General features: G+C 66.6%; 19 protein-coding genes. 14 read left to right on the forward strand and 5 right to left on the reverse strand.

Annotated elements, in window-relative coordinates; genetic code table 11:
- Positions 1 to 38: 38 nt before the first annotated feature.
- From N7607_RS17445 to N7607_RS17465, 5 genes are all read left to right on the forward strand, one after another.
- Positions 39 to 1,499 (forward strand): MBOAT family protein, encoded by a 1,461-nt coding sequence (locus N7607_RS17445; RefSeq protein ID WP_279866520.1) that lies wholly within the window; start codon positions 39 to 41, stop codon positions 1,497 to 1,499.
- Positions 1,500 to 1,509: 10 nt separating this feature from the next.
- Positions 1,510 to 2,658 carry an alginate O-acetyltransferase gene (locus tag N7607_RS17450; protein WP_279866521.1) on the forward strand — a complete coding sequence of 383 codons (1,149 nt, stop codon included), beginning with the start codon at positions 1,510 to 1,512 and terminating at the stop codon, positions 2,656 to 2,658.
- Between the two features lie 17 nt (positions 2,659 to 2,675).
- Entirely contained in the window at positions 2,676 to 3,323 is a 648-nt protein-coding gene (locus N7607_RS17455) for an alginate O-acetyltransferase AlgF (RefSeq protein ID WP_279866522.1), read from the forward strand.
- Positions 3,324 to 3,332: 9 nt separating this feature from the next.
- Positions 3,333 to 4,442, forward strand: a complete 1,110-nt coding sequence (locus tag N7607_RS17460) for a mannuronate-specific alginate lyase (RefSeq protein WP_279866523.1) — start codon at positions 3,333 to 3,335, stop codon at positions 4,440 to 4,442.
- 80 nt (positions 4,443 to 4,522) lie between these two features.
- On the forward strand, positions 4,523 to 5,965 hold the full coding sequence (locus N7607_RS17465) for a mannose-1-phosphate guanylyltransferase/mannose-6-phosphate isomerase (RefSeq protein WP_279866524.1): 1,443 nt from the start codon (positions 4,523 to 4,525) through the stop codon (positions 5,963 to 5,965).
- A gap of 176 nt (positions 5,966 to 6,141) precedes the next feature.
- Here the strand turns inward: N7607_RS17465 and acnA are convergent, their stop codons facing one another.
- Positions 6,142 to 8,883 (reverse strand): aconitate hydratase AcnA, encoded by a 2,742-nt coding sequence (acnA, locus tag N7607_RS17470; RefSeq protein WP_279866525.1) that lies wholly within the window; start codon positions 8,881 to 8,883, stop codon positions 6,142 to 6,144.
- Positions 8,884 to 9,025: 142 nt separating this feature from the next.
- On the opposite strand from acnA, the gene rlmM reads away from it, so the two are divergent.
- The 3 genes from rlmM to N7607_RS17485 all read left to right on the forward strand — a co-directional run bounded on the left by rlmM (position 9,026) and on the right by N7607_RS17485 (position 11,001).
- A complete protein-coding gene (rlmM, locus tag N7607_RS17475) occupies positions 9,026 to 10,075 on the forward strand; it encodes a 23S rRNA (cytidine(2498)-2'-O)-methyltransferase RlmM (protein WP_279866526.1) in 1,050 nt (349 codons plus the stop codon).
- A gap of 201 nt (positions 10,076 to 10,276) precedes the next feature.
- Positions 10,277 to 10,516 (forward strand): sulfurtransferase TusA, encoded by a 240-nt coding sequence (gene tusA, locus N7607_RS17480; protein ID WP_279866527.1) that lies wholly within the window; start codon positions 10,277 to 10,279, stop codon positions 10,514 to 10,516.
- 32 nt (positions 10,517 to 10,548) lie between these two features.
- Entirely contained in the window at positions 10,549 to 11,001 is a 453-nt protein-coding gene (locus N7607_RS17485; protein WP_279866528.1) for a gamma-glutamylcyclotransferase, read from the forward strand.
- On the opposite strand, the gene N7607_RS17490 is transcribed toward N7607_RS17485, so the two are convergent.
- Positions 10,959 to 12,365 (reverse strand): MATE family efflux transporter, encoded by a 1,407-nt coding sequence (locus N7607_RS17490; RefSeq protein WP_279866529.1) that lies wholly within the window; start codon positions 12,363 to 12,365, stop codon positions 10,959 to 10,961. The two genes, N7607_RS17485 and N7607_RS17490, sit on opposite strands and share 43 nt — an antisense overlap.
- 287 nt (positions 12,366 to 12,652) lie before the next feature.
- Between N7607_RS17490 and pdxB the strand changes: the two genes are divergently transcribed.
- Positions 12,653 to 13,783, forward strand: a complete 1,131-nt coding sequence (pdxB, locus tag N7607_RS17495; protein WP_279866530.1) for a 4-phosphoerythronate dehydrogenase PdxB — start codon at positions 12,653 to 12,655, stop codon at positions 13,781 to 13,783.
- A gap of 2 nt (positions 13,784 to 13,785) precedes the next feature.
- Here the strand turns inward: pdxB and N7607_RS17500 are convergent, their stop codons facing one another.
- The 3 genes from N7607_RS17500 to N7607_RS17510 form a co-directional block, all read right to left on the reverse strand.
- On the reverse strand, positions 13,786 to 14,349 hold the full coding sequence (locus N7607_RS17500; protein ID WP_279866531.1) for a thioesterase family protein: 564 nt from the start codon (positions 14,347 to 14,349) through the stop codon (positions 13,786 to 13,788).
- A 13-nt stretch (positions 14,350 to 14,362) separates the two neighbouring features.
- On the reverse strand, positions 14,363 to 15,199 hold the full coding sequence (locus N7607_RS17505; RefSeq protein ID WP_279866532.1) for a helix-turn-helix transcriptional regulator: 837 nt from the start codon (positions 15,197 to 15,199) through the stop codon (positions 14,363 to 14,365).
- Positions 15,200 to 15,305: 106 nt separating this feature from the next.
- Positions 15,306 to 15,482: a PA1571 family protein gene (locus N7607_RS17510; RefSeq protein WP_279866533.1), complete on the reverse strand. Its 177-nt coding sequence runs from the start codon at positions 15,480 to 15,482 to the stop codon at positions 15,306 to 15,308.
- 114 nt (positions 15,483 to 15,596) lie between these two features.
- Between N7607_RS17510 and N7607_RS17515 the strand changes: the two genes are divergently transcribed.
- From N7607_RS17515 to N7607_RS17535, 5 genes are read left to right on the forward strand one after another with little or no spacing between them, the layout of a single operon-like run.
- Positions 15,597 to 16,709, forward strand: a complete 1,113-nt coding sequence (locus tag N7607_RS17515) for an ATP-NAD kinase family protein (RefSeq protein WP_279866534.1) — start codon at positions 15,597 to 15,599, stop codon at positions 16,707 to 16,709.
- 12 nt (positions 16,710 to 16,721) lie between these two features.
- Positions 16,722 to 17,120: a GFA family protein gene (locus N7607_RS17520; RefSeq protein WP_279866535.1), complete on the forward strand. Its 399-nt coding sequence runs from the start codon at positions 16,722 to 16,724 to the stop codon at positions 17,118 to 17,120.
- 2 nt (positions 17,121 to 17,122) lie between these two features.
- A complete protein-coding gene (locus tag N7607_RS17525; protein ID WP_279866536.1) occupies positions 17,123 to 17,701 on the forward strand; it encodes a DUF1287 domain-containing protein in 579 nt (192 codons plus the stop codon).
- 55 nt (positions 17,702 to 17,756) lie between these two features.
- Complete coding sequence (locus N7607_RS17530) at positions 17,757 to 18,197, forward strand: thiol-disulfide oxidoreductase DCC family protein (protein ID WP_279866537.1); 441 nt, start codon at positions 17,757 to 17,759, stop codon at positions 18,195 to 18,197.
- A complete protein-coding gene (locus tag N7607_RS17535) occupies positions 18,194 to 19,960 on the forward strand; it encodes an ABC transporter transmembrane domain-containing protein (protein ID WP_279866538.1) in 1,767 nt (588 codons plus the stop codon). Before N7607_RS17530 ends, N7607_RS17535 begins: the two co-directional genes overlap by 4 nt.
- Positions 19,961 to 19,966 lie beyond the last annotated feature (6 nt).

The following is a 19,966-nucleotide window of genomic DNA, read 5'->3' on the forward strand; positions in this document are numbered from 1 at the left end:
AGGCCTGCGCCGCTGGCGCAGGCCACAAGGAGGATAAAATGGTTTTCTCGTCCAACGTGTTCCTGTTCCTGTTCCTGCCGGCCTTTCTCGGGCTGTATTACCTGTGCGGGAATCGTTATCGGAACCTGTTGTTGCTGGTCGCCAGCTACGCGTTCTATGCGTGGTGGCGCGTCGATTTTCTGTTTCTGTTCGTCGCGGTCACCGCATTCAACTACTGGCTGGGCATCCGCATCGGCGAAGCTGGAGTACGCACTCGCAAGGCGCAGCGCTGGATGCTCCTGGGGGTAGCTGGCGACCTCGGCGTGCTGGGCTACTTCAAATACGCCAACTTCGGCGTGGCCAACATCAACACGGCGCTGCAGTCCATGGGCTTCGAGCCGTTCGTGCTGACCGCCGTGATACTGCCGATCGGCATTTCCTTCTACATCTTCCAGTCGCTCAGCTACCTGATCGACGTGTACCGGGGAGACGTGGAGGCGACTCGCCATCCGATCGACTTCGCCGCCTTCATCGCGCTGTTCCCGCAGCTGATCGCCGGTCCGGTGCTGCGTTACAAGGACCTGGCCGACCAGTTCACCGATCGTACCCACAGCTTCGACAAGTTCTCCGAGGGCGCCGCGCGCTTCATGCAGGGCTTCGTCAAGAAGGTTTTCATCGCCGACACCCTGGCGCCGGTGGTGGACCATTGCTTCGGCCTGACCAACCCGACCACGGGTGAGGCCTGGTTGGGCGCCATCGCATATACCGCTCAGCTGTACTTCGATTTCTCCGGTTACAGCTGCATGGCCATCGGCCTGGGCCTGATGATGGGCTTCCGCTTCATGGAGAACTTCAACCAGCCCTATATCAGCCAGTCGATCACTGAGTTCTGGCGGCGCTGGCACATCAGCCTGTCCACCTGGCTGCGCGACTATCTGTACATCAGCATGGGCGGCAACCGTGGCAGCACCTTCCAGACCTACCGCAACCTATTCCTGACCATGCTGCTTGGCGGCTTCTGGCACGGTGCAAACTGGACCTTCATGATCTGGGGCGCCTGGCATGGCGCGTGGTTGGCCATCGAACGTGCCTTTGGCGTCGATGCGGCCCCTGATCACATCCGTCCCTGGCGTTGGGCGTTCACCTTCCTGCTGGTGGTGCTCGGCTGGGTGATCTTCCGTGCCGAGAACCTCGACGTGGCCTGGCGCATGTATGCCGCGATGTTCAGCTTCTCCGACTGGGGGCTGTCCGACCTGACCCTGAGCAAGCTGACCAGCTTGCAGATGGTCACTCTGGCGCTGGCCTACGCGGTGATGGCCTGGTGTGGTCTGCGACAGTTCCAGCGCCGTGGCGCTCCGCAAGCGCCGGGCACCGCCGCGATAACCGCTGCGACTGATGCCGCTGCCACCCTGGATGCACGTGTACTGATGATGCGCATCCTGCTGCTCCTGCTGTTCGTCGTTTCGGTCATGAAGCTGTCGGCGCAGAGCTTCTCTCCCTTCCTGTACTTCCAATTCTGAGGAGGCCGCCATGACCCGATACGCAAACGTCATCTATAGCCTGGCCTTCATCCTGGTGATGCTGGGGCTGGCTCTGTCCTCGCTGCCGGCGGCGTTGAGTTTCTCGGCCTCCAGCGATACGTCGATCGTCGATGGCAAGCTGACCAGCACCTTCGAGAAGCACTACGACAAGGGCTTCGTGCTCAAGGATTTCGGTACCAATGCCTGGGCAGCGCTGGAATTCGGCCTGTTCGGCGAAGGCCGGCCCGGTGTGGTGGTCGGCCGTGACGAATGGCTGTACACCGCCGAGGAGTTCAATCCGCCGAGCAACGCGCAGCAGCTGACCGACAACTGGCAGCTGATCCAGGGCGTGCAGGGCGAGTTCAAGCGCCGCGGCATCGAACTGGTGGTCTTGTTGCTGCCGGCCAAGGCCCGTCTGTATCCGGAGTACCTCGCCGAGCAGAAGCCGATCAAGCTGCAGCAGGAGCTCTATCAGGATGCCCAGCAGCGCATGCAGCGCACCGGTCTGCAGGGGCCTAACCTGTTGGCCGCGCTGGAAGCCGGCAAGCGCCAGGGACAGGTCTTCTTGCGCACTGACACGCACTGGACGCCCTATGGCTCTGCCGTGGTGGCCGACGCTGTTGCTGACTACCTGCGTGAGCGCAACTGGCCGGCTGGCGACACACGCTACAGCACCCGCGTGACTGGCAGCGAAACCCACAAGGGGGATCTGCTGACCTACCTGCCGCTCGATCCCTACTTCGTCAGCCTGCAACCGGCCCAGGAGCCCCTCGAGAAGCGGGTTACCGAGCAGGGTGAGGAGGGTGGCGACCTGTTCGGCAGCAATTCCCCGCAGATGGCGCTGGTCGGCACCAGCTACAGCGCCAACCCGAAGTGGAATTTCCTCGGCGCCCTGCGCCAGTCGCTGGGTAGCGACCTCTACAACTATGCCGAGGACGGCCATGGCCCGCTGGTGCCAATGCTGCGCCTGCTGGCCAAGGGCGAGGAAGAAACCCGCGGCCTCAAGCTGGTGCTGTGGGAAGTCCCGGAACGCTATCTGACGATGCCGAGCGACCTGACCGAGTTCGATGCGCAGTGGCTGGCCCAGCTCCGGGCCGGTCCGGACTCGGCCGAGCGCCTGGCCCTGAAAGGCTCCGCCAAACCGCTGGCGGCTCAATGACTACTTCAAGAAGGAAGATGACCATGCATACCTCCATTCGCACACTGGCCCTGGGACTGGGTCTGAGCTTCACCGCCGCTGTCGGCAGCGTCCAGGCCGACGAGGCCGGTCTGTACGGCCCGACCGCACCGGCCGGCTCGGCCTTCGTGCGGGCCTACAACGCCGGCTCCTCGGAACTGGACCTGAGCCTGGGCACGGTCAGCATCAAGGAAGTGGAGCCGCGCGGCAGCAGCGACTTTTCCTTCCTACCCGCGGGCAGCTACAGCGCCAGCGCCGCCGGCAAGAGCCTGCCGGTGGAACTCAAAGCCGACCAGTATTACACCCTGGTACAGCTGCCCAGCGGCGAGCTGAAGCTGGTCGAGGACCCGGCCTTCAAGAACCGCCAGAAGGCCCTGGTGCGTGTCCAGAACCTGTCCGACACCCCGGTCAGCCTGAAGACCGCAGACGGCAAGACCGAGGTGATCCCGGCCGTGGCCGGCAAGGGGCGCGGCGACCGCGAGATCAATCCGGTCAAAGTGCGTCTGGCGCTTTTCGCCGGCGAGCAGAAGGTCAGCGACCTCAGCCCGCTGGTCGTCGAGCGAGGCGAGGTGGTCAGCCTGTATGTCACCGGTAGCGCCGGCAACCTTTCACCGGTGTGGGTCAAGCGCCCCGTGAAGTCCGACTGAGGCCATGGCATGAGAGTGGTTCGGCTGACGACGATGGCACTGCGTGGTGCGCTAGTGTTGGCAACGCTGCTGGCTGGCGGCTGCTTCTGGGACAGCAAGGCGGCGCTGGTGCCGCCGGACGGCTACTTCAAGAGTGCCGCGGCGCCGAAGGGCAAGGTGCCCAGTTGTCCCTCCGTGCCCACGCCCTATACCGGTGACCTGCACTTCCCGAGCAAGTACAGCGGCTCCGATGCGGCCCGTGACAAGCTCAACCTCGTGGCGGCCGCCACTTATGAGCGTCTGACCGGTGACGTGCGCGAACTCGAAGGAGGAACCAATCGCCTGGTCGAGCGTTACTTCGACACGGGCCAGCAGGCCTATGCCGAGTGCGCCGTCTCCTGGCTCCACAGCTGGGCCCAAGCCGGGGCGCTGCTGAGCGAGAACTACAACCATACCGGCAAGTCGGTTCGCAAATGGGCGCTGGGAAGCATTGCAGGTGCCTACTTGCGCTTGCAGTTCTCCCGCTCTCAGCCGCTCAAGGGCTACGCCGAGCAATCTGCGTCCATCGAGAAGTGGCTGGGCCAGTTGGCCGATCAGGTCGTGAAGGACTGGGATGCTCAGCCCATGGACCGGCGCAACAACCACCAGTACTGGGCGGCCTGGTCGGTCATGGCCACTGCCGTGGTGCTCGATCGGCGCGATCTCTTCGATTGGGCCGTTGAGCAGTATCGACATGGCATGCAGCAAGTGGATAAAGACGGCTACCTGCCCTTGGAGCTGTCCCGTCAGACCCGCGCGCTCGCTTACCACAACTACAGCATGGGCCCGCTGATGATGATTGCGGCCTTCTCTCAGGCCAATGACTTGGATCTGCGCCAGGAAAACGACGGAGCCCTTCAGCGTCTGGCGCTGCGCATGCAGGCGGGCTTGCAGGATCCAGGAATATTTCAAGAGAAAACCGGTTATCCGCAGACGTTGGAGGATCTGCGGAGCAATAACCGCTTCGCCTGGCTGGAACCGTACTGCGCGCTGTATTCGTGCTCGGAGAGCACGGACGCGTGGCGTCGTTCCATAGAGCCGCTGAGCACCTATCGGCTCGGCGGGGACCTCACCCAGCTATTTTCCGGGCAACTGCCTTGAGGTTGGTCCTGATGTTCACTCCGCGCCGGAGTCGGCGCGGGATGGCTCAGATTTGAATGGATATGAATGGAGACAAACCAATGATTCCGGTAATTCTCTCTGGCGGTAGCGGTTCGCGCCTCTGGCCACTTTCGCGCAAGCTGTACCCCAAGCAGTTCCTCGCCCTGACCGGCGAGCTCTCGCTGTTTCAGCAGACCCTGCAGCGTCTGAGCTTCGACGGCATGCAGAAGCCGATGGTGGTGTGCAACCTCGAGCACCGCTTCATCGTTAAAGAGCAGCTCGGCAAGATCGGCGTAAGCACCCAAGGCATGCTGCTCGAGCCGTTCGGCCGCAACACCGCACCGGCGGTGGCCATGGCCGCCCTGCAGCTGATCGCCGAAGGACGTGACGAGCTGATGCTGATCCTGCCGGCCGACCATGTGATCAGCGACGAGCTGGCCCTGCGCAAGGCCCTCGAGCTGGCGCGCATCGCCGCCGAGGAAGGCGAGATGGTGCTGTTCGGCATTCCCGCCAACAGCCCGGAAACCGGCTTCGGCTATATCAAGGCGGGCCGTAGCGAAGACGGCGACGACCTGATCCCGGGCGCCTATCGGGTCATGCAGTTCGTCGAGAAGCCCGACGCCGTGCGTGCTGCCGAGTTCGTGCGCAGCGGCGGCTACTACTGGAACAGCGGCATGTTCCTGTTCCGCGCCAGCCGCTACCTGGATGAACTGCGCGCCCACGAACCGGACATCTACGACACCTGCGTGCTGGCCCTGGAACGCAGCAAGGCCAGCGCCGGGGTGGTGACCATCGATGCCGGCACCTTCGAGTGCTGCCCGGACAACTCCATCGACTATGCGGTAATGGAGAAGACCAGCCGCGCCTGCGTGGTGCCCCTGGCCGCCGGCTGGAACGATGTGGGCAGCTGGTCCTCGCTGTGGGACGTGCACGAGAAGGACAGCGACGGCAACGTGCTCAAGGGCGACGTGGTCACCCACAGCAGCCACAACAGCTTCGTGCACGGCACCTCCAAGCTAGTGACCCTGATCGGCATGGACGACGTGGTGGTGGTCGAAACCAAGGACGCGGTGATGATCGCCCACAAGAACGCCGTGCAGGACGTCAAGAAGCTGGTCAACGTGCTGGACGCCCAGGGGCGCCAGGAAACCCAGAGCCATTGCGCCGTGTATCGCCCATGGGGCAGCTATGACTCGGTGGACAACGGCAACCGTCACCAGGTCAAGCACATCACCGTCAAACCGGGCGCGCAGCTGTCGCTGCAGATGCACCACCACCGCGCCGAGCACTGGATCGTGGTGTCCGGCACGGCCCAGGTGACCTGTGACGACAAGGTGTTCCTGCTCACCGAGAACCAGTCCACCTACATTCCGATCGCCTCGGTGCACCGCCTGGCCAACCCCGGCAAGATCCCTCTGGAGATCATCGAGGTGCAGTCCGGCAGCTACCTTGGCGAGGACGATATCGAGCGCCTGGAAGACGTCTACGGTCGCACCCCGGTCAAGACGGAAACGGTCGGCTAGATCCGCTGGGAGAACCAAAGGGGCGGCCACTTGGCCGCCCCTTTTCGTTTAGGTCTTGCCCGGATGGCGTGCTGCCTGCGTCGAGTACACCCTAGGTTTAGGCTTCGCTTCTGCCGGAGGGTAGGGTGGCCCGGGCGGCGTACCGCTCTCCCGCGGCGCGGGCAGCCCAGCCAACCTCATGCTTTCAACAGCTGGCGCAGCACGTAGTGCAGGATGCCGCCGGCCTTGAAGTACTCCACCTCGTTCTGCGTGTCGATGCGGCACAGCACCTCGACCTTCTGCTGGCTGCCGTCCTCGCGCTGGATATCCAGGGTCAGGGTCATGTGCGGGCGCAGTTCGACGCCGTCCAGGCCACCGATATCGACCTTCTCGCGTCCGCTCAGGCCCAGGCTCTTGCGATCCTGGCCAGCCATGAACTGCAGGGGCAGCACGCCCATGCCGACCAGGTTGGAGCGGTGGATGCGCTCGAAGCTTTCGGCGATCACCGCCTTCACCCCGAGCAGGTTGGTGCCCTTGGCCGCCCAGTCGCGGGATGAGCCGGTGCCGTACTCCTTGCCGGCGAAGATCACCAGCGGCACGCCCTCGGCCTGGTAGCGCATGGCCGCATCAAAGATCGCCAGCTTGTCGCCGCCCGGCAGATGCAGGGTGTTGCCGCCTTCCTCGCCGCCCAGCATCTCGTTGCGGATGCGGATATTGGCGAAGGTGCCGCGCATCATCACCTCGTGGTTGCCGCGCCGCGAGCCGTAGGAGTTGAAGTCCACCGGCGCCACGCCGTGCTCGCTCAGGTAGCGCCCGGCCGGGCTGTCCTTCTTGATGTTGCCGGCGGGGGAGATGTGGTCGGTGGTCACCGAGTCGCCGAGCAGAGCGAGGATGCGCGCGCCGTGGATATCGCCCACGCGCGGCGGGACGCCGGCGATATCGCTGAAGAACGGTGGATGCTGGATATAGGTGGAATCGGCCTGCCACTCGTAGGTGGCCGCCTGCGGCACGGCGATGGCCTGCCACTGGGCGTCGCCGGCGAACACCTCGGCGTATTCCTTGCGGAACATGGCGGTGTCGACCTTGGCGATGGCATCGGCAATTTCGCGCTGGCTCGGCCAGATGTCTTTCAGATACACCGGCTGGCCATCCTTGCCAGTGCCTAGCGGCTCGCGGCTGAGGTCGATGCGCACGTTGCCGGCCAGGGCGTAGGCCACCACCAGCGGCGGCGACGCCAGCCAGTTGGCCTTGACCAGCGGATGCACACGCCCCTCGAAGTTGCGGTTGCCGGACAGCACCGAGGCCACCGTCAGGTCGGCCTGCTGGATGGCCGCCTCGATCGGCTCCAGCAGCGGGCCGGAGTTACCGATGCAGGTGGTGCAGCCGTAGCCGACCAGGTCGAAGCCCAGTTGGTCGAGGTAGGGCGTCAGGCCGGCGGCCTTGAAGTACTCGGTGACCACCTTGGAGCCGGGCGCCAGCGAACTCTTCACCCAGGGCCGGCGGCTCAGACCTTTCTCCACCGCCTTCTTCGCCACCAGGCCGGCGGCCATCATCACGCTGGGGTTGGAGGTGTTGGTGCAGGAGGTGATGGCGGCGATCACCACGGCGCCGGTCTTCAGCCGGTAGGTCTGGCCCTGGTCGGCGTAGTCGACCTCCGCGACCTGATCGGCATTGCCCACCGCCACGCCGCCACCGCCTTCGCTGAGCAGGCGGCCTTCCTCCTTGGCCGGCGGTTTCAGCTGCACGCCGAGGAAGTCCTCGAAGGCGGCCGGCACGTCCGGCAGCGCTACCCGGTCCTGCGGGCGCTTGGGCCCGGCCAGGCTGGCTTCGACGCTGCCCAGGTCGAGCTCCAGGCTGTCAGTGAACAACGGCTCGTGGCCGGGCAGGCGCCACAGGCCCTGGGTCTTGGCGTAGGCCTCGACCAGCTGCACCACCTCCTCAGGGCGACCGGACAGGCGCAGGTAGCCGAGGGTGATGTCGTCCACCGGGAAGAAGCCACAGGTGGCGCCGTACTCCGGGGCCATGTTGGCGATGGTGGCGCGATCGGCCAGGGGCAGGTCGGCCAAACCGTCGCCATAGAACTCGACGAATTTGCCGACCACACCCTTCTTGCGCAGCATCTGGGTGACGGTCAGCACCAGGTCGGTGGCGGTGATGCCTTCCTTCAGCTTGCCGCTGAGCTTGAAACCGATCACCTCGGGTATCAGCATCGACACCGGTTGGCCGAGCATGGCTGCCTCGGCCTCGATGCCGCCCACGCCCCAGCCGAGCACGCCGAGACCGTTGACCATGGTGGTGTGCGAGTCGGTACCGACCAGGGTGTCGGGGAAGGCGAGGGTGGCGCCGTCCTCGTCCTTGGTCCACACGGTGCGGGCCAGGTACTCCAGGTTGACCTGGTGGCAGATGCCGGTGCCCGGCGGCACCACGCTGAAGTTGGCGAAGGCGTTCTGCCCCCAGCGCAGGAAGGCGTAGCGCTCGCCGTTGCGCTGCATCTCGATATCGACGTTCTGGCCGAAGGCGGCGGGCGAGGCGTATTTGTCGACCATCACCGAATGGTCGATCACCAGGTCCACCGGCGACAGCGGATTGATCTTCTGCGGGTCGCCACCGGCCTGGGCCATGGCCGCGCGCATGGCGGCCAGGTCGACCACCGCCGGCACGCCGGTGAAGTCCTGCATCAGCACCCGCGCCGGGCGGTACTGGATCTCGTGGTCGGAACGGCGCTCGCCGAGCCAGTCGACCATGGCCTGGATATCGCGTGGGCTGACGGTGTGGTCGTCCTCGAAGCGCAGCAGGTTTTCCAGCAGCACCTTGAGCGACATGGGCAGGCGGTCGAGATTGCCGAGGCGCTTGGCGGCCTCCGGCAGGCTGTAGTAGCGGTAGGTCTTGGCGCCTACCTGCAGGTCACGTCGGCATTTCAGGCTATCCAGGGAAGGCATGGTGGGACTCCTGCACGGTTGAACCTCTGAAACTAGACCGTCAGGTCAGCTCCTGCCACTGCACTGGACCGGCCAGACGCGCCCCGGGTTCCCGACGAAGGGCCCGACTCCGCTATCATGCGCGGCCTGAGGAGAACCGCCGATGAACACCCTACTACTGCACTGCCGCCCCGGTTTCGAGGGCGAGGTTTGCGCCGAGATCAGCGACCACGCCGCGCGCCTGGAAGTGGCCGGCTACGCCAAGTCCAAGCCGAGCAGCGCCCACGCCGAATTCGTCTGCAGCGAGCCCCAGGGCGCCGAACGCCTGATGCGCGCGCTGCGCTTCAGCAAGCTGATCTTCCCGCGCCAGTGGGCGCGTGGCAGCTACCTGCAGTTGCCGGAGACCGATCGCATCAGCGTGCTGCTGCAGGCGCTGGCCGAGTATCCACAGTGCGGCAGCCTGTGGCTGGAGGTCTTCGATACCAACGACGGCAAGGAGCTGTCGAACTTCTGCAAGAAGTTCGAGGGCCCGCTGCGCAAGGCGCTGGAGAAGGCCGGCAAGCTGGTCGACGACCCGAGCAAACCGCGCCTGCTGCTGACCTTCAAGAGCGGTCGCGAGGTGTTCCTCGGCATCGCCGAGGCCAACAACCAGGCGCTCTGGCCCATGGGTATCCCGCGCCTGAAGTTCCCGCGCGAGGCGCCGAGCCGCTCGACCCTCAAGCTGGAGGAGGCCTGGCACACCTTCATCCCGCGCGAGCAGTGGGAGACGCGGCTGTCGGACGAGATGACCGGCGTCGACCTGGGTGCGGCGCCGGGCGGTTGGACCTATCAGCTGGTCAAGCGCGGCATGCTGGTTACCGCCATCGACAACGGTCCCATGGCCGAGAGCCTGATGGACACCGGCCTGGTCACCCACCTGATGGTCGATGGCTTCACCTGGAAGCCCAAGCAGCCGGTGGACTGGATGGTCTGCGACATCGTCGAGAAGCCGGCGCGCACCACGGCGATGGTCGAGGAGTGGATCGGTGGCGCGCACTGCCGCGAGGCGGTGGTCAACCTCAAGCTGCCGATGAAGCAGCGCTACGCCGAGGTGTGCAAGCTGCTGCAGCGTCTGGAGGATGCCTTCGCCGCGCGCAAGATCAAGGTCTCCATCGCCTGCAAGCAGCTCTACCACGACCGCGAGGAAGTCACCTGCCACCTGCGGCGTCTGTGATGAAGTAGGAGCGAGGGTGGCGCCGAGCTCTCTGCTCGCGATCGGTTGTAGCCTCGGTGCTGTCATTCGCGAGCAAAGCTCGCTCCTACAAGGTCCAGTGGCGTCCCTGGCCTGGCACTCCTGGGGCAGCCGTTCGGCCTCCCGCGCTGGGCGCGTGTTGTCCTTTGCGCCACAATAGCCGCCTGTTTCTCGGAGTAGCCCATGTCCCTGCAACCCGACGCCATTCTCGACGCCTGCGGCCTCAACTGCCCGGAGCCGGTGATGATGCTGCACAACAAGGTGCGCGATCTGCCGGCCGGCGGCCTGCTCAAGGTGCTCGCCACCGATCCCTCGACCAAGCGCGATATCCCCAAGTTCTGCATCTTCCTCGGCCACGAGCTGCTGGAGCAGGGCGAGGACGGCGGCACCTACCAGTACTGGATTCGCAAGAAGCTCGATTGACCCGCTGCCGTTCCCTGCGGCCAGGTTCCGACATGCCTTACTACTTCGCCTACGGCTCCAACATGAATCCCGCGCGCATGCAGGCGCGCGGCCTGGTCGTCGAGGAGATGATGGCGGCGCGGTTGCCGGGCTATGCCCTGAGCTTCAACAAGCGTGCCCACGACAATCCCGGTCGGGCCTACGCCAATATCCGCCACCAGGCCGGCGGCGTGGTGGAAGGCGTGCTCTATCGCCTGGCCGACGATCGCGAGATCTTCAAGTTGGATGTGTTCGAAGGCACGCCGATCTACTACAGCCGCGAACGCATGCGCATCGAAACCGAGCGAGGGGCCGTCTCCGCCTGGATCTACATCGCCAATCCGGCCTGGCGCAGCGAGGGGCTGGCGCCCAGCAGCGGCTACCTGGCCCATCTGCTGGCGGGCCGCGAGCTACTTTCCGCCGACTACTGGGCGGCGCTGGCCGCTACCGTCGCGCTCGCCGACTGAGCGTGAATGCGCCGACGCGCGCTGCGCGCCAGGCGGATGCCGAGCAGCACGGCGGCGCAGGTCAGTCCTACCACCAATCCTTGCCACAGGCCGCTGGGCCCGGATGGCTGGCCCAGCCAGTCGGACAGCCCCAGCGCGTAACCCACCGGCAGGCCGATACCCCAATAGGCGAACAGGGTGATCAGCATGGTCGCGCGGGTGTCCTGGTAGCCGCGCAGGGCGCCGGCGGCGGTGACCTGCACGGCGTCGGAGAACTGGAACAGCGCCGAGTACACCAGCAGGGTGGCGGCCATGGCGATCACCGTCGGGTCCGGGCTGTAGATGGTGGCGATCTGCTCGCGCAGCAACAGCACCAGGCTCGCCGACAGGCAGGCGTAGGTCAGCGCCGTGCCCATCGCCACGCCGGCGGCGAAGCGCGCATCACGCGGTGCGCCGCGGCCGATGGACTGGCCGACCCGTACCGTGGCCGCCATGGCCAGGGAGTAGGGGATCATGAAGATCATCGAGCTGAAGTTGAGCGCGATCTGGTGCCCGGCCACCACGGTGGCGCCGAGGCCGCCGATCAGCAGGGCGATCACCGAGAAGATGCTCGATTCGGCGAAGATGGACACGCCGATGGGCAGGCCGACGCTGAGCAGACGGCGGATCACCGGCCACTGGGGCCAGTCGAAGCGCTGGAACAAGCCGCTGGGGCGATAAACTGGCGCCCAGCGCACCCACCACAGCATGCCCAGCAGGCTGCACCACATCACCACACCGGTGGCCCAGCCGCAGCCGACGCCGCCCAGGGCCGGGAAGCCGAGGTGGCCGTAGATCAGCACGTAGTTGAGCGGGATGTTCAGCAGCAGGCCGCAGATACCCAGCACCATGCTTGGCCGGGTGCGACCGAGCCCGTCGCTGAAGCAGCGCAGCACCTGGTACAGCGCCGTGGCCGGGAAGCCGCAGGCCACGCCGCGCAAGTAGCCCATGGCCAGGGCGCTGAGCTCGGCGTCCACGCCCATCAGGCGCAGCACCGGCTCGGCGTTCCACAGCAGCACCGCGCACAGCGTGCCGATGGCCAGGGCCAGCCACAATGCCTGACGTACCAGCGGGCCATTTTCCGCCTCTTTGCCGGCGCCGAAGCGTTGCGCCACCTTGGCCGTGGTAGCCAGCAGGGTGCCATTCATCAGCAGGAACACCGGCACCCACAGCGAGTTGCCCAGGGCCACGCCGGCCAGGTCGCGCGCGCTGACCCGGCCGGCCATAACGGTATCGACGAAGCCCATCGAGGTGTAGGCCAGTTGGGCGATGATGATCGGCGTGGCCAGCGCCAGCAGGGCGCGGATTTCGGCCAGGGTGCGGGCGGAGCGGGAGAGGGCGTGCATGGGGTGGTCCGGCGGGATGGAGCAGGGAGGCGCGCTAGTCTAGCCCTGTCTGGCTGGTCAGGAAAGCGCGCTGTCCTTCAGTCGAGAGCTCGTGCCCAGTTCCCTCCTCCTGCTGGAAAGGGCTAGGGTGAGGGAGGCGCTTGCCGGGTTTAAGGCCCTCACCCCCGGCCCCTCTCCCGGAGGGAGAGGGGAGCAGAGCGGCCTCGGCACCTGTATTACCCGCAGGCGAAAGAGCGGCTATTCGTCGGCCGCGGCGATAGAATGGCGCACCGCTACCGGAGAGCCCCATGCAGATAGTCGCCGACGAAAACATCCCGCTGCTCGACGAATTCTTCGGCGCCTTCGGCCCGATCGGCCGTCACCCCGGCCGGGCCATCGACCGCGCCGCCCTGGGCGATGCCGAGGTGCTGCTGGTGCGCTCGGTGACCCAGGTCGACCGCGCACTTTTGGCAGGCAGCAAGGTGCGCTTCGTCGGCACCTGTACCATCGGTACCGACCATCTCGACCTGGACTACTTCGCCGAGGCCGGCATCGCCTGGTCCAGCGCCCCCGGCTGCAACGCTCGCGGCGTGGTGGACTATGTGCTCGGCTGCCTGCTGGCGCTGGCGGAAAGCACTGGCGCCAAGTTGCCGGAGCTGACCTACGGCGTGGTCGGTGCCGGCCAGGTCGGCGGGCGCCTGGTCGAGGTGCTGCGTGGTCTGGGCTGGAATGTGCGGGTCTGCGACCCACCACGCCAGGCCGCCGAGGGCGGCGACTTCGTCGATCTGGCGAACATCCTTGCTGAGTGCGATGTGATCAGCCTGCACACCCCGCTGGATGCCGGTACGCGCCATCTGCTCGGCGCCGAGCAACTGCGTCGGCTCAAGCCCGGCGCCTGGCTGATCAACGCCAGTCGCGGGCCGGTGGTGGACAACGCCGCGCTCAAGATTCATCTGCAGGGCGGCGCCGATCTGCGCGTGGCGCTGGACGTATGGGAAGGCGAGCCACTGGCCGACCCCGAGCTGGCCGCGCTGTGCCAGATCGCCACCCCGCATATCGCCGGCTACAGCCTGGACGGCAAGCTGCGCGGCACGGCGCAGATCTACCAGGCCTATTGCCGCGTCATGGGGCTGGAGGAGCGTGTGAAGCTGGCGGACCTGCTGCCGTCGCCCTGGCTCGCCGAGATGGGCCTGCATGAGGACGCTGGCATCGACTGGGCGCTGGCCAGCCTGTGCCGCGCGGTATACGACCCGCGTCGCGACGATGCCGACTTCCGCCGTTCCCTGGTCGGCGATGTGGCGCAGCGCAAGGCGGCCTTCGACCGTTTACGCAAGCACTATCCCTATCGTCGCGAGATCGACGGCCTGCAGGTACGCCTGGAGGGTGACGCGCCGCACCTGGCGGCGCTGGTCGGCGCACTGGGCTGCACGCTGCTCTAGGCTCAGGCCGCTTCCGGCAACGCTGCGTCCTTCTCTTCCTCGCGCAGGTGCTGGCTCAGGCTATCGCAGCTGCGGTGCCATTCCAGCACCCAGGCCGGCAGCGCTGGTGAATCCGGACTCTGTCCCAGGTCGACGGCGAACTCGCGCGGGTCCAGGGTGCCGCCAGGCGCCTTGAACAGGCCACGGATCAGCACCGTGCCGAGCACCCGGCCGCGGCGCACGAAGCGGTGCTCGATAAAGGTCCACTTGCCCTCCCAGCCCAGCACCCGGCTGTGCACCTCGAAGCGCTCGAAGGGCCTGAGGTCGCGACGGAACTTGGCCGTGGCGTCGCCCACTATCGGCAGCGCCCTGTGCCGCCAGGCCACCCGAGCGGCGCCGGTGCGAAGCACGAAATCCATGCGCGCCACGTCGGCCAGGGTCAGGTAGCGGCCATTGTTGACGTGGCCGTTGAAGTCCAGGTCGTTGGGCAGCACGCGCATGTGCAGCACGCTGGTGCCCAACGGGTGCACGCGCGGGCGCCAGCGGAAGGTCAGCAGCATGCGGATCAGACGGAACCACAGGTTCATGGGTATATCTCCATCAGGCGAATTGGCGCATGAAGGCCTCGGTGGCCTCGTCCGCCGGAAAGTAGGATTCCAGGCGCAGCTGCTCGAGGCCGGCATCCAGCGGCGCACCCAGGGTGGTGATGGTGGTGAAGAAGCGTAGGTCGATGCCGTTCTTGCGGAAGTGCGTCATCAGCACCGGGCTATCCAGCTGGCCGGCGCCCAGGGCCGGCCACTGCTCGGGCATGTCCGGGAAGCAGGCGATCTCGTCGAACAGCCGCTCGGTCAGTGCGTCACCACCGACGCGCAGGGCCTCGGCACGCAGGCGCTGGATCAGGAAGGCCGACAACTCCAGCCAGTTCACCACCTTCGAACGCAGGCCCCTGGGGTGGAGCAGCAGCTTGATCAGGTTGGGCGCACCCTGGGGGCCGAAGACCTCCGCTGGGGGCGGCTCGTCCATCAGGAAGGAGGAGAAGTGTTCGCCGGCGCGGTTGGTGCGCAGCTGATTCCAGCGGCAGTCGATCAACGCGGCCGGATAGGGCTCCTGCTTGGCCAGCAGCAGTTCGATGGCTTGGCGCACGAAGGCGGATTCCGCCGCCTCCAGCGGGCTGTCGCGAAATACTGCGGCGAAGCCGGCGGCAGCCAGCAGGGTGTTACGCTCGTGCAAGGGCAGGTCGAGGCTGGCGGCCAACTGCAAGATCATCGGCCGGCTCGGCTGCGAGCGGCCACTCTCGAGGAAGCTGATATGCCGCTGTGAGGTTGCCGCGATCTCGGCGAAGGCCAGTTGACTGAGTCCGCGGCGCAGGCGCCAGGTTTTCAGCAGGTTGCCGAAGCTGTCGCCCTGGCGGGCTGGATAGGAAGTGGTGGTGGGCATGGGCAGGCCTTGAAGAACGCTATGGCCTTCTTTCTACCCGCGCCCCGGCAAGGCGGCAATTACATCGGAGGTAATAGCGCAGCGCCCGGCCGTGGCAGAATGCGCGTCAGGATGCCTGGCGTGGCGCCTGCCAGGCCTTGTCCAAGGCGCGACAGGCCTGCTGGATCATCTGCTCGGTGATGGGAATTTCCCGACCCTCGGCGTCGATGATGGCGCCGCCCAAGGGTTGCGGCAGATTGGCGGGTTTGACGTGGGGTTGCGGGGACTGCTGTTGCACTTTCATGACCGTTTCCTCCGGACTGTGTGGAAAGTCTAGGACGGGCAGATGAAGGCGCCGTGACAACCGGCGCGAGAGGTTTTTCCGCGGCACCGAACGGTGCGCCGTATTGGAGTGGCTATGAGTGTTTTCCATCTGGGCCTGATCATCAATCCGCTGGCCGGCCTTGGCGGCCCGGCGGCGCTCAAGGGCAGCGACGGCGTGGCCGCCGAGGCTCTGGCCCGTGGTGCCGAGCCGCGCGCCGCGGAGCGTACGCGCATCGCCCTGGAATGCCTGCGGCCGGCGGCCGAGCGCCTGCAGTTCGTCACCTTTCCCGGCGCCATGGGTGCCGATCTGCTGAGCGAGCTGGGCTACGCCCACCGGGTGTTGGGCCGTCTGGCCGAAGGCCCGACCACGGCCGCGGATACCCAGGCCGCGGTGCGCGCCCTGCAGGACGCCGGCTGCGCGCTGATCCTGTTCGCCGGCGGCGACGGCACCGCGCGCGATGTGTGCAGCGCGGTGCGCGAGGACCAGCCGGTACTGGGCATCCCCGCCGGGGTGAAGATCCATTCCGCGGTCTATGCCATCAGCCCACGCGCCGCCGGGCAGATGGCCCTGCGCCTGATCGAGGGTGGCCTGGTGCGCCTGTCCAGCGGCGAAGTGCGCGATATAGATGAAGCGGCCCTGCGCGAGGGCAAGGTGGGCGCACGCCATTACGGCGAGATGTGCGTGCCGGTGGAGGGCGAGTTCATGCAGCACGTCAAACAGGGCGGCATGGAATCCGAAGAGCTGGTGCTGGTGGACCTGGCCGACTGGCTGCAGGAAAGCTGGGAAGACGGCGTGCGCTACGTGTTCGGCCCCGGCTCGACCCTGCATGGCCTGGCGCAGAACCTGGGCCTGGAGACCACCCTGCTGGGTGTGGACGTGATCGAGGACGGCGCGGTGATCGCCCGCGACGTGACCGAGGCGCAGCTGTTCGAGTTGATCGACGGCCATCCGGCGCGCCTGCTGGTCACTGCCATCGGCGGCCAGGGCCATATCATCGGTCGCGGCAACCAGCAGATCAGCCCACGGGTGCTGCGCGCCATCGGCCTCGACCACCTGCGGGTGATCGCCACCAAGCGCAAGCTCGGCACTCTCGAGGGTCGCCCCTTGCTGGTGGACAGCGGCGATCCGGCGCTGGACGAGGCCTTCCCCGATGCCGTGCGGGTGTGGGCGGGCTACAGGGAAGAGCTGCTTTACCCATTGCGTTAACAGGAGAAGGCCATGCATCAGGGAAGCTGCCTGTGCGGCGAGATTCGCTACCAGATCGAGGGTGAGCTGGCGCCCATCCAGCTATGTCATTGCAGCCAGTGCCGGCGGGCACAAGGCACGCCGTTTGCCAGCAATATCCCGGTCAGCGAAGCCGCGTTCCACCTGCTCAGCGGCGCCGAACGCCTGCAGGCCTTCGAGCCCTCGCCCGGCAAGCAGCGGGTGTTCTGCTCGCGCTGCGGCTCGCCCATCTATAGCCGCACCAGCCAGCTGCCGGGCGTGCTGCGCATTCGCGTCGGCAGCCTACTGGGCGAGGTGGCGAGCCGTCCGGGCTGGCACATATATGCCGACTCCAAGGCCAACTGGTGGGAGCTGGACGACGATCTGCCGCGGTACGCCGAGCGCAAGGAATGACCATGCGCTATCTCCTGCTTCTGCTTCTGCTGTGCGCCCTGGCCCCGGCCTGGGCGGCGGCGGGTATCGACCCGCAACGCCTGGTGCTCGACGCCCGCAGCCAGGTCGGCGTGACCCTGAGCTACGACCCGCTCTACCGCCAGCTGGACTACCCCGGCGGCGACGTGCCGCTGAGCACTGGCGTGTGCACGGATGTGGTGATCCGTGCCCTGCGCGAGCAGGGCCTGGACCTGCAGCAGAGCGTGCATGAGGACATGCGCGCGCACTTCGCGCTGTACCCGAAGAACTGGGGGCTGAAGCGCACCGACCGCAATATCGATCACCGTCGCGTGCCCAATCTGATGACCTGGTTCAGGCGCCAGGGCCTGGCGCTGAAGGTCAGCGACAAGCCGGCGGAGTACCGGGCCGGCGACATCGTCACCTGGGATCTGGGGCGCGGCCTGACTCATATCGGCATCGTCTCCGACCGCCGCAGTCCGGCTGGTGTGCCGCTGGTGCTGCACAACATCGGTCGGGGCACGCAGGAAGAGGACATCCTGTTCGGCTTCGCCATCACCGGTCACTATCGCTTCGCTGACTGAGGCCAGCGCTGGGCTCAATGAGTTAGCATCCGCCGCAGGATTTTCGGAGGTCTCGATGGCATTACCACCCCATATCCAGGCCGGCGAGCGTGTCGTGCTGTTCGACGGCGTGTGTCGGCTGTGCAACGGCTGGGCGAAGTTCCTGATCCGCCATGACCACGCGCGGCGGTTCCGCCTGTGCTCGGTGCAGTCGGCCGAGGGGCAGGCGATCCTGGCCTGGTTCGGTCTGCCCACCGATGCCTTCGAGACCATGGCCTACGTGGAAGGCGAGACGCTGTTCGTCCGTTCCGATGCCGTACTGCGCATCGTCGCCCAGCTGCCCGGCGCCTGGCGTCTGCTGGCCATCCTGCGCTGTCTGCCGCGTGTATTGCGCGACTGGTGCTACGACCGCATCGCCCTGAATCGCTACCGCCTGTTCGGCCGCTACGACACTTGCTTGCTGCCCGACGCCGACCACCAAAGGCGCTTCCTCGACGCCGACGAGCCGCGTCCATGAGCCTGTTCTCGGAGAGCCGTCGCCAGGCATTGAGCCTGGCCTGGCGCTTCGTCGCGCCGTACCGCTGGCGCCTGGTCGGCGCCCTGGCCGCGCTGATGTTCACCGCCGCCATCACCCTGTCCATGGGCCAGGGCATCCGCCTGCTGGTGGACCAGGGCCTGGCGACCCAGTCGCAGAGCGCGCTGAACCAGTCCATCGCGCTGTTCTTCGTGCTGGTGCTGGCCCTGGCGGTCGGTACTTTCACCCGCTTCTACCTGGTCAGCTGGATCGGCGAACGCTTCGTCGCGGATATCCGGCGCAAGGTGTTCGACCACCTGATCGACCTGCATCCGGGCTTCTACGAGAGCAACCGCGCCTCGGAGATCCAGACGCGCCTGACCGCCGATACCACGCTGCTGCAGACGGTGATCGGCTCGTCGCTGTCCATGGCCCTGCGCAACGGCATCATGCTGATCGGCGGGGTCATCCTGCTGTTCGTTACCAATCCCAAGCTCAGTGCCATCGTGGTCTGTTCGCTGCCGCTGGTGGTGGCGCCGATCCTGATCTTCGGCCGCCGCGTGCGCGCGCTGTCCCGGCAGACCCAGGACCGGGTCGCCGACGTGGGCAGCTATATCGGCGAGACCCTCGGCCAGATCAAGACGGTGCAGGCCTACAACCACCAGGCCCAGGACCGCCAGCGTTTCGCCGGCACCGTGGAGGCGGCCTTCGCCACCGCCGGCAAGCGCATCCGCCAGCGCGCCTGGCTGATTACCGTGGTCATCGTGCTGGTGCTCGGCGCCGTGGGCGCCATGCTCTGGGTCGGCGGCATGGACGTGATCGCCGGGCGCATCAGCGGCGGTGACCTGGCCGCGTTCGTGTTCTACAGCCTGATCGTCGGCATGTCCTTCGGCGCCATCAGCGAGGTGATCGGCGAGCTGCAGAGCGCGGCCGGTGCCGCCGAGCGCATCGCCGAACTGCTGCGCACGCGCAATGCCATCACCGCGCCCAGCGAAGGTTTGCTGCAACTGCCAGCACGCGTTAGCGGCGAAGTCGAACTGCATGGCGTGCGCTTCTTCTATCCGGCGCGGCCGGAGCAGCCGGCCATCGATGGCATCGACCTGGCGATACGTGCTGGCGAGACCCTGGCCCTGGTCGGTCCGTCCGGCGCCGGCAAGTCGACCCTGTTCGATCTGCTGCTGCGCTTCTTCGATCCGCAGGAGGGCGAGGTGCTGGTGGAGGGTGTGCCGATCCAGCGTCTCGATCCGGCCGATCTGCGCCGCTGCTTCGCCCTGGTGTCGCAGAGTCCGGCGCTGTTCTTCGGCTCGGTGGAGGACAACCTGCGCTACGGGCGCCCGGATGCCAGCGCCGCCGAGGTCGAAGCGGCGGCGCGCGCGGCTCACGCTCACGAGTTTATCGAGCGTCTGCCGCAGGGTTATCAGACCCACTTGGGCGAGGCCGGGCTGGGCCTCTCGGGCGGCCAGCGCCAGCGCCTGGCGATTGCCCGCGCGTTGCTCACCGATGCGCCGATCCTGCTGCTCGACGAGGCCACCAGCGCACTGGATGCCGAGAGCGAACACTTGATCCAGCAGGCGCTGCCGGGGCTGATGCGCGGCCGCACCACGCTGGTCATCGCCCACCGCCTGGCCACCGTGCAGAACGCCGACCGCATCGCCGTGGTCGACCGCGGCCGGCTGCAGGCCATCGGCACTCACGCCGAGTTGGTGGCAAGCAATCCGCTGTACGCACGTCTGGCGCAGCTGCAGTTCAATACCGAGCGTCGTTAAGGAGCA

Source organism: Pseudomonas sp. GD04019, from assembly GCF_029837695.1.
GTDB lineage: Bacteria > Pseudomonadota > Gammaproteobacteria > Pseudomonadales > Pseudomonadaceae > Aquipseudomonas.

Bases quoted from the DNA above. Each gene is read 5' to 3' on its own strand.
- N7607_RS17445 (WP_279866520.1), top strand. From the start codon at position 39: ATGGTTTTCTCGTCCAACGTGTTCCTGTTCCTGTTCCTGCCGGCCTTT.
- N7607_RS17450 (WP_279866521.1), top strand. From the start codon at position 1,510: ATGACCCGATACGCAAACGTCATCTATAGCCTGGCCTTCATCCTGGTG.
- N7607_RS17455 (WP_279866522.1), top strand. From the start codon at position 2,676: ATGACCATGCATACCTCCATTCGCACACTGGCCCTGGGACTGGGTCTG.
- N7607_RS17460 (WP_279866523.1), top strand. From the start codon at position 3,333: ATGAGAGTGGTTCGGCTGACGACGATGGCACTGCGTGGTGCGCTAGTG.
- N7607_RS17465 (WP_279866524.1), top strand. From the start codon at position 4,523: ATGATTCCGGTAATTCTCTCTGGCGGTAGCGGTTCGCGCCTCTGGCCA.
- acnA (WP_279866525.1), bottom strand. From the start codon at position 8,883: ATGCCTTCCCTGGATAGCCTGAAATGCCGACGTGACCTGCAGGTAGGC.
- rlmM (WP_279866526.1), top strand. From the start codon at position 9,026: ATGAACACCCTACTACTGCACTGCCGCCCCGGTTTCGAGGGCGAGGTT.
- tusA (WP_279866527.1), top strand. From the start codon at position 10,277: ATGTCCCTGCAACCCGACGCCATTCTCGACGCCTGCGGCCTCAACTGC.
- N7607_RS17485 (WP_279866528.1), top strand. From the start codon at position 10,549: ATGCCTTACTACTTCGCCTACGGCTCCAACATGAATCCCGCGCGCATG.
- N7607_RS17490 (WP_279866529.1), bottom strand. From the start codon at position 12,365: ATGCACGCCCTCTCCCGCTCCGCCCGCACCCTGGCCGAAATCCGCGCC.
- pdxB (WP_279866530.1), top strand. From the start codon at position 12,653: ATGCAGATAGTCGCCGACGAAAACATCCCGCTGCTCGACGAATTCTTC.
- N7607_RS17500 (WP_279866531.1), bottom strand. From the start codon at position 14,349: ATGAACCTGTGGTTCCGTCTGATCCGCATGCTGCTGACCTTCCGCTGG.
- N7607_RS17505 (WP_279866532.1), bottom strand. From the start codon at position 15,199: ATGCCCACCACCACTTCCTATCCAGCCCGCCAGGGCGACAGCTTCGGC.
- N7607_RS17510 (WP_279866533.1), bottom strand. From the start codon at position 15,482: ATGAAAGTGCAACAGCAGTCCCCGCAACCCCACGTCAAACCCGCCAAT.
- N7607_RS17515 (WP_279866534.1), top strand. From the start codon at position 15,597: ATGAGTGTTTTCCATCTGGGCCTGATCATCAATCCGCTGGCCGGCCTT.
- N7607_RS17520 (WP_279866535.1), top strand. From the start codon at position 16,722: ATGCATCAGGGAAGCTGCCTGTGCGGCGAGATTCGCTACCAGATCGAG.
- N7607_RS17525 (WP_279866536.1), top strand. From the start codon at position 17,123: ATGCGCTATCTCCTGCTTCTGCTTCTGCTGTGCGCCCTGGCCCCGGCC.
- N7607_RS17530 (WP_279866537.1), top strand. From the start codon at position 17,757: ATGGCATTACCACCCCATATCCAGGCCGGCGAGCGTGTCGTGCTGTTC.
- N7607_RS17535 (WP_279866538.1), top strand. From the start codon at position 18,194: ATGAGCCTGTTCTCGGAGAGCCGTCGCCAGGCATTGAGCCTGGCCTGG.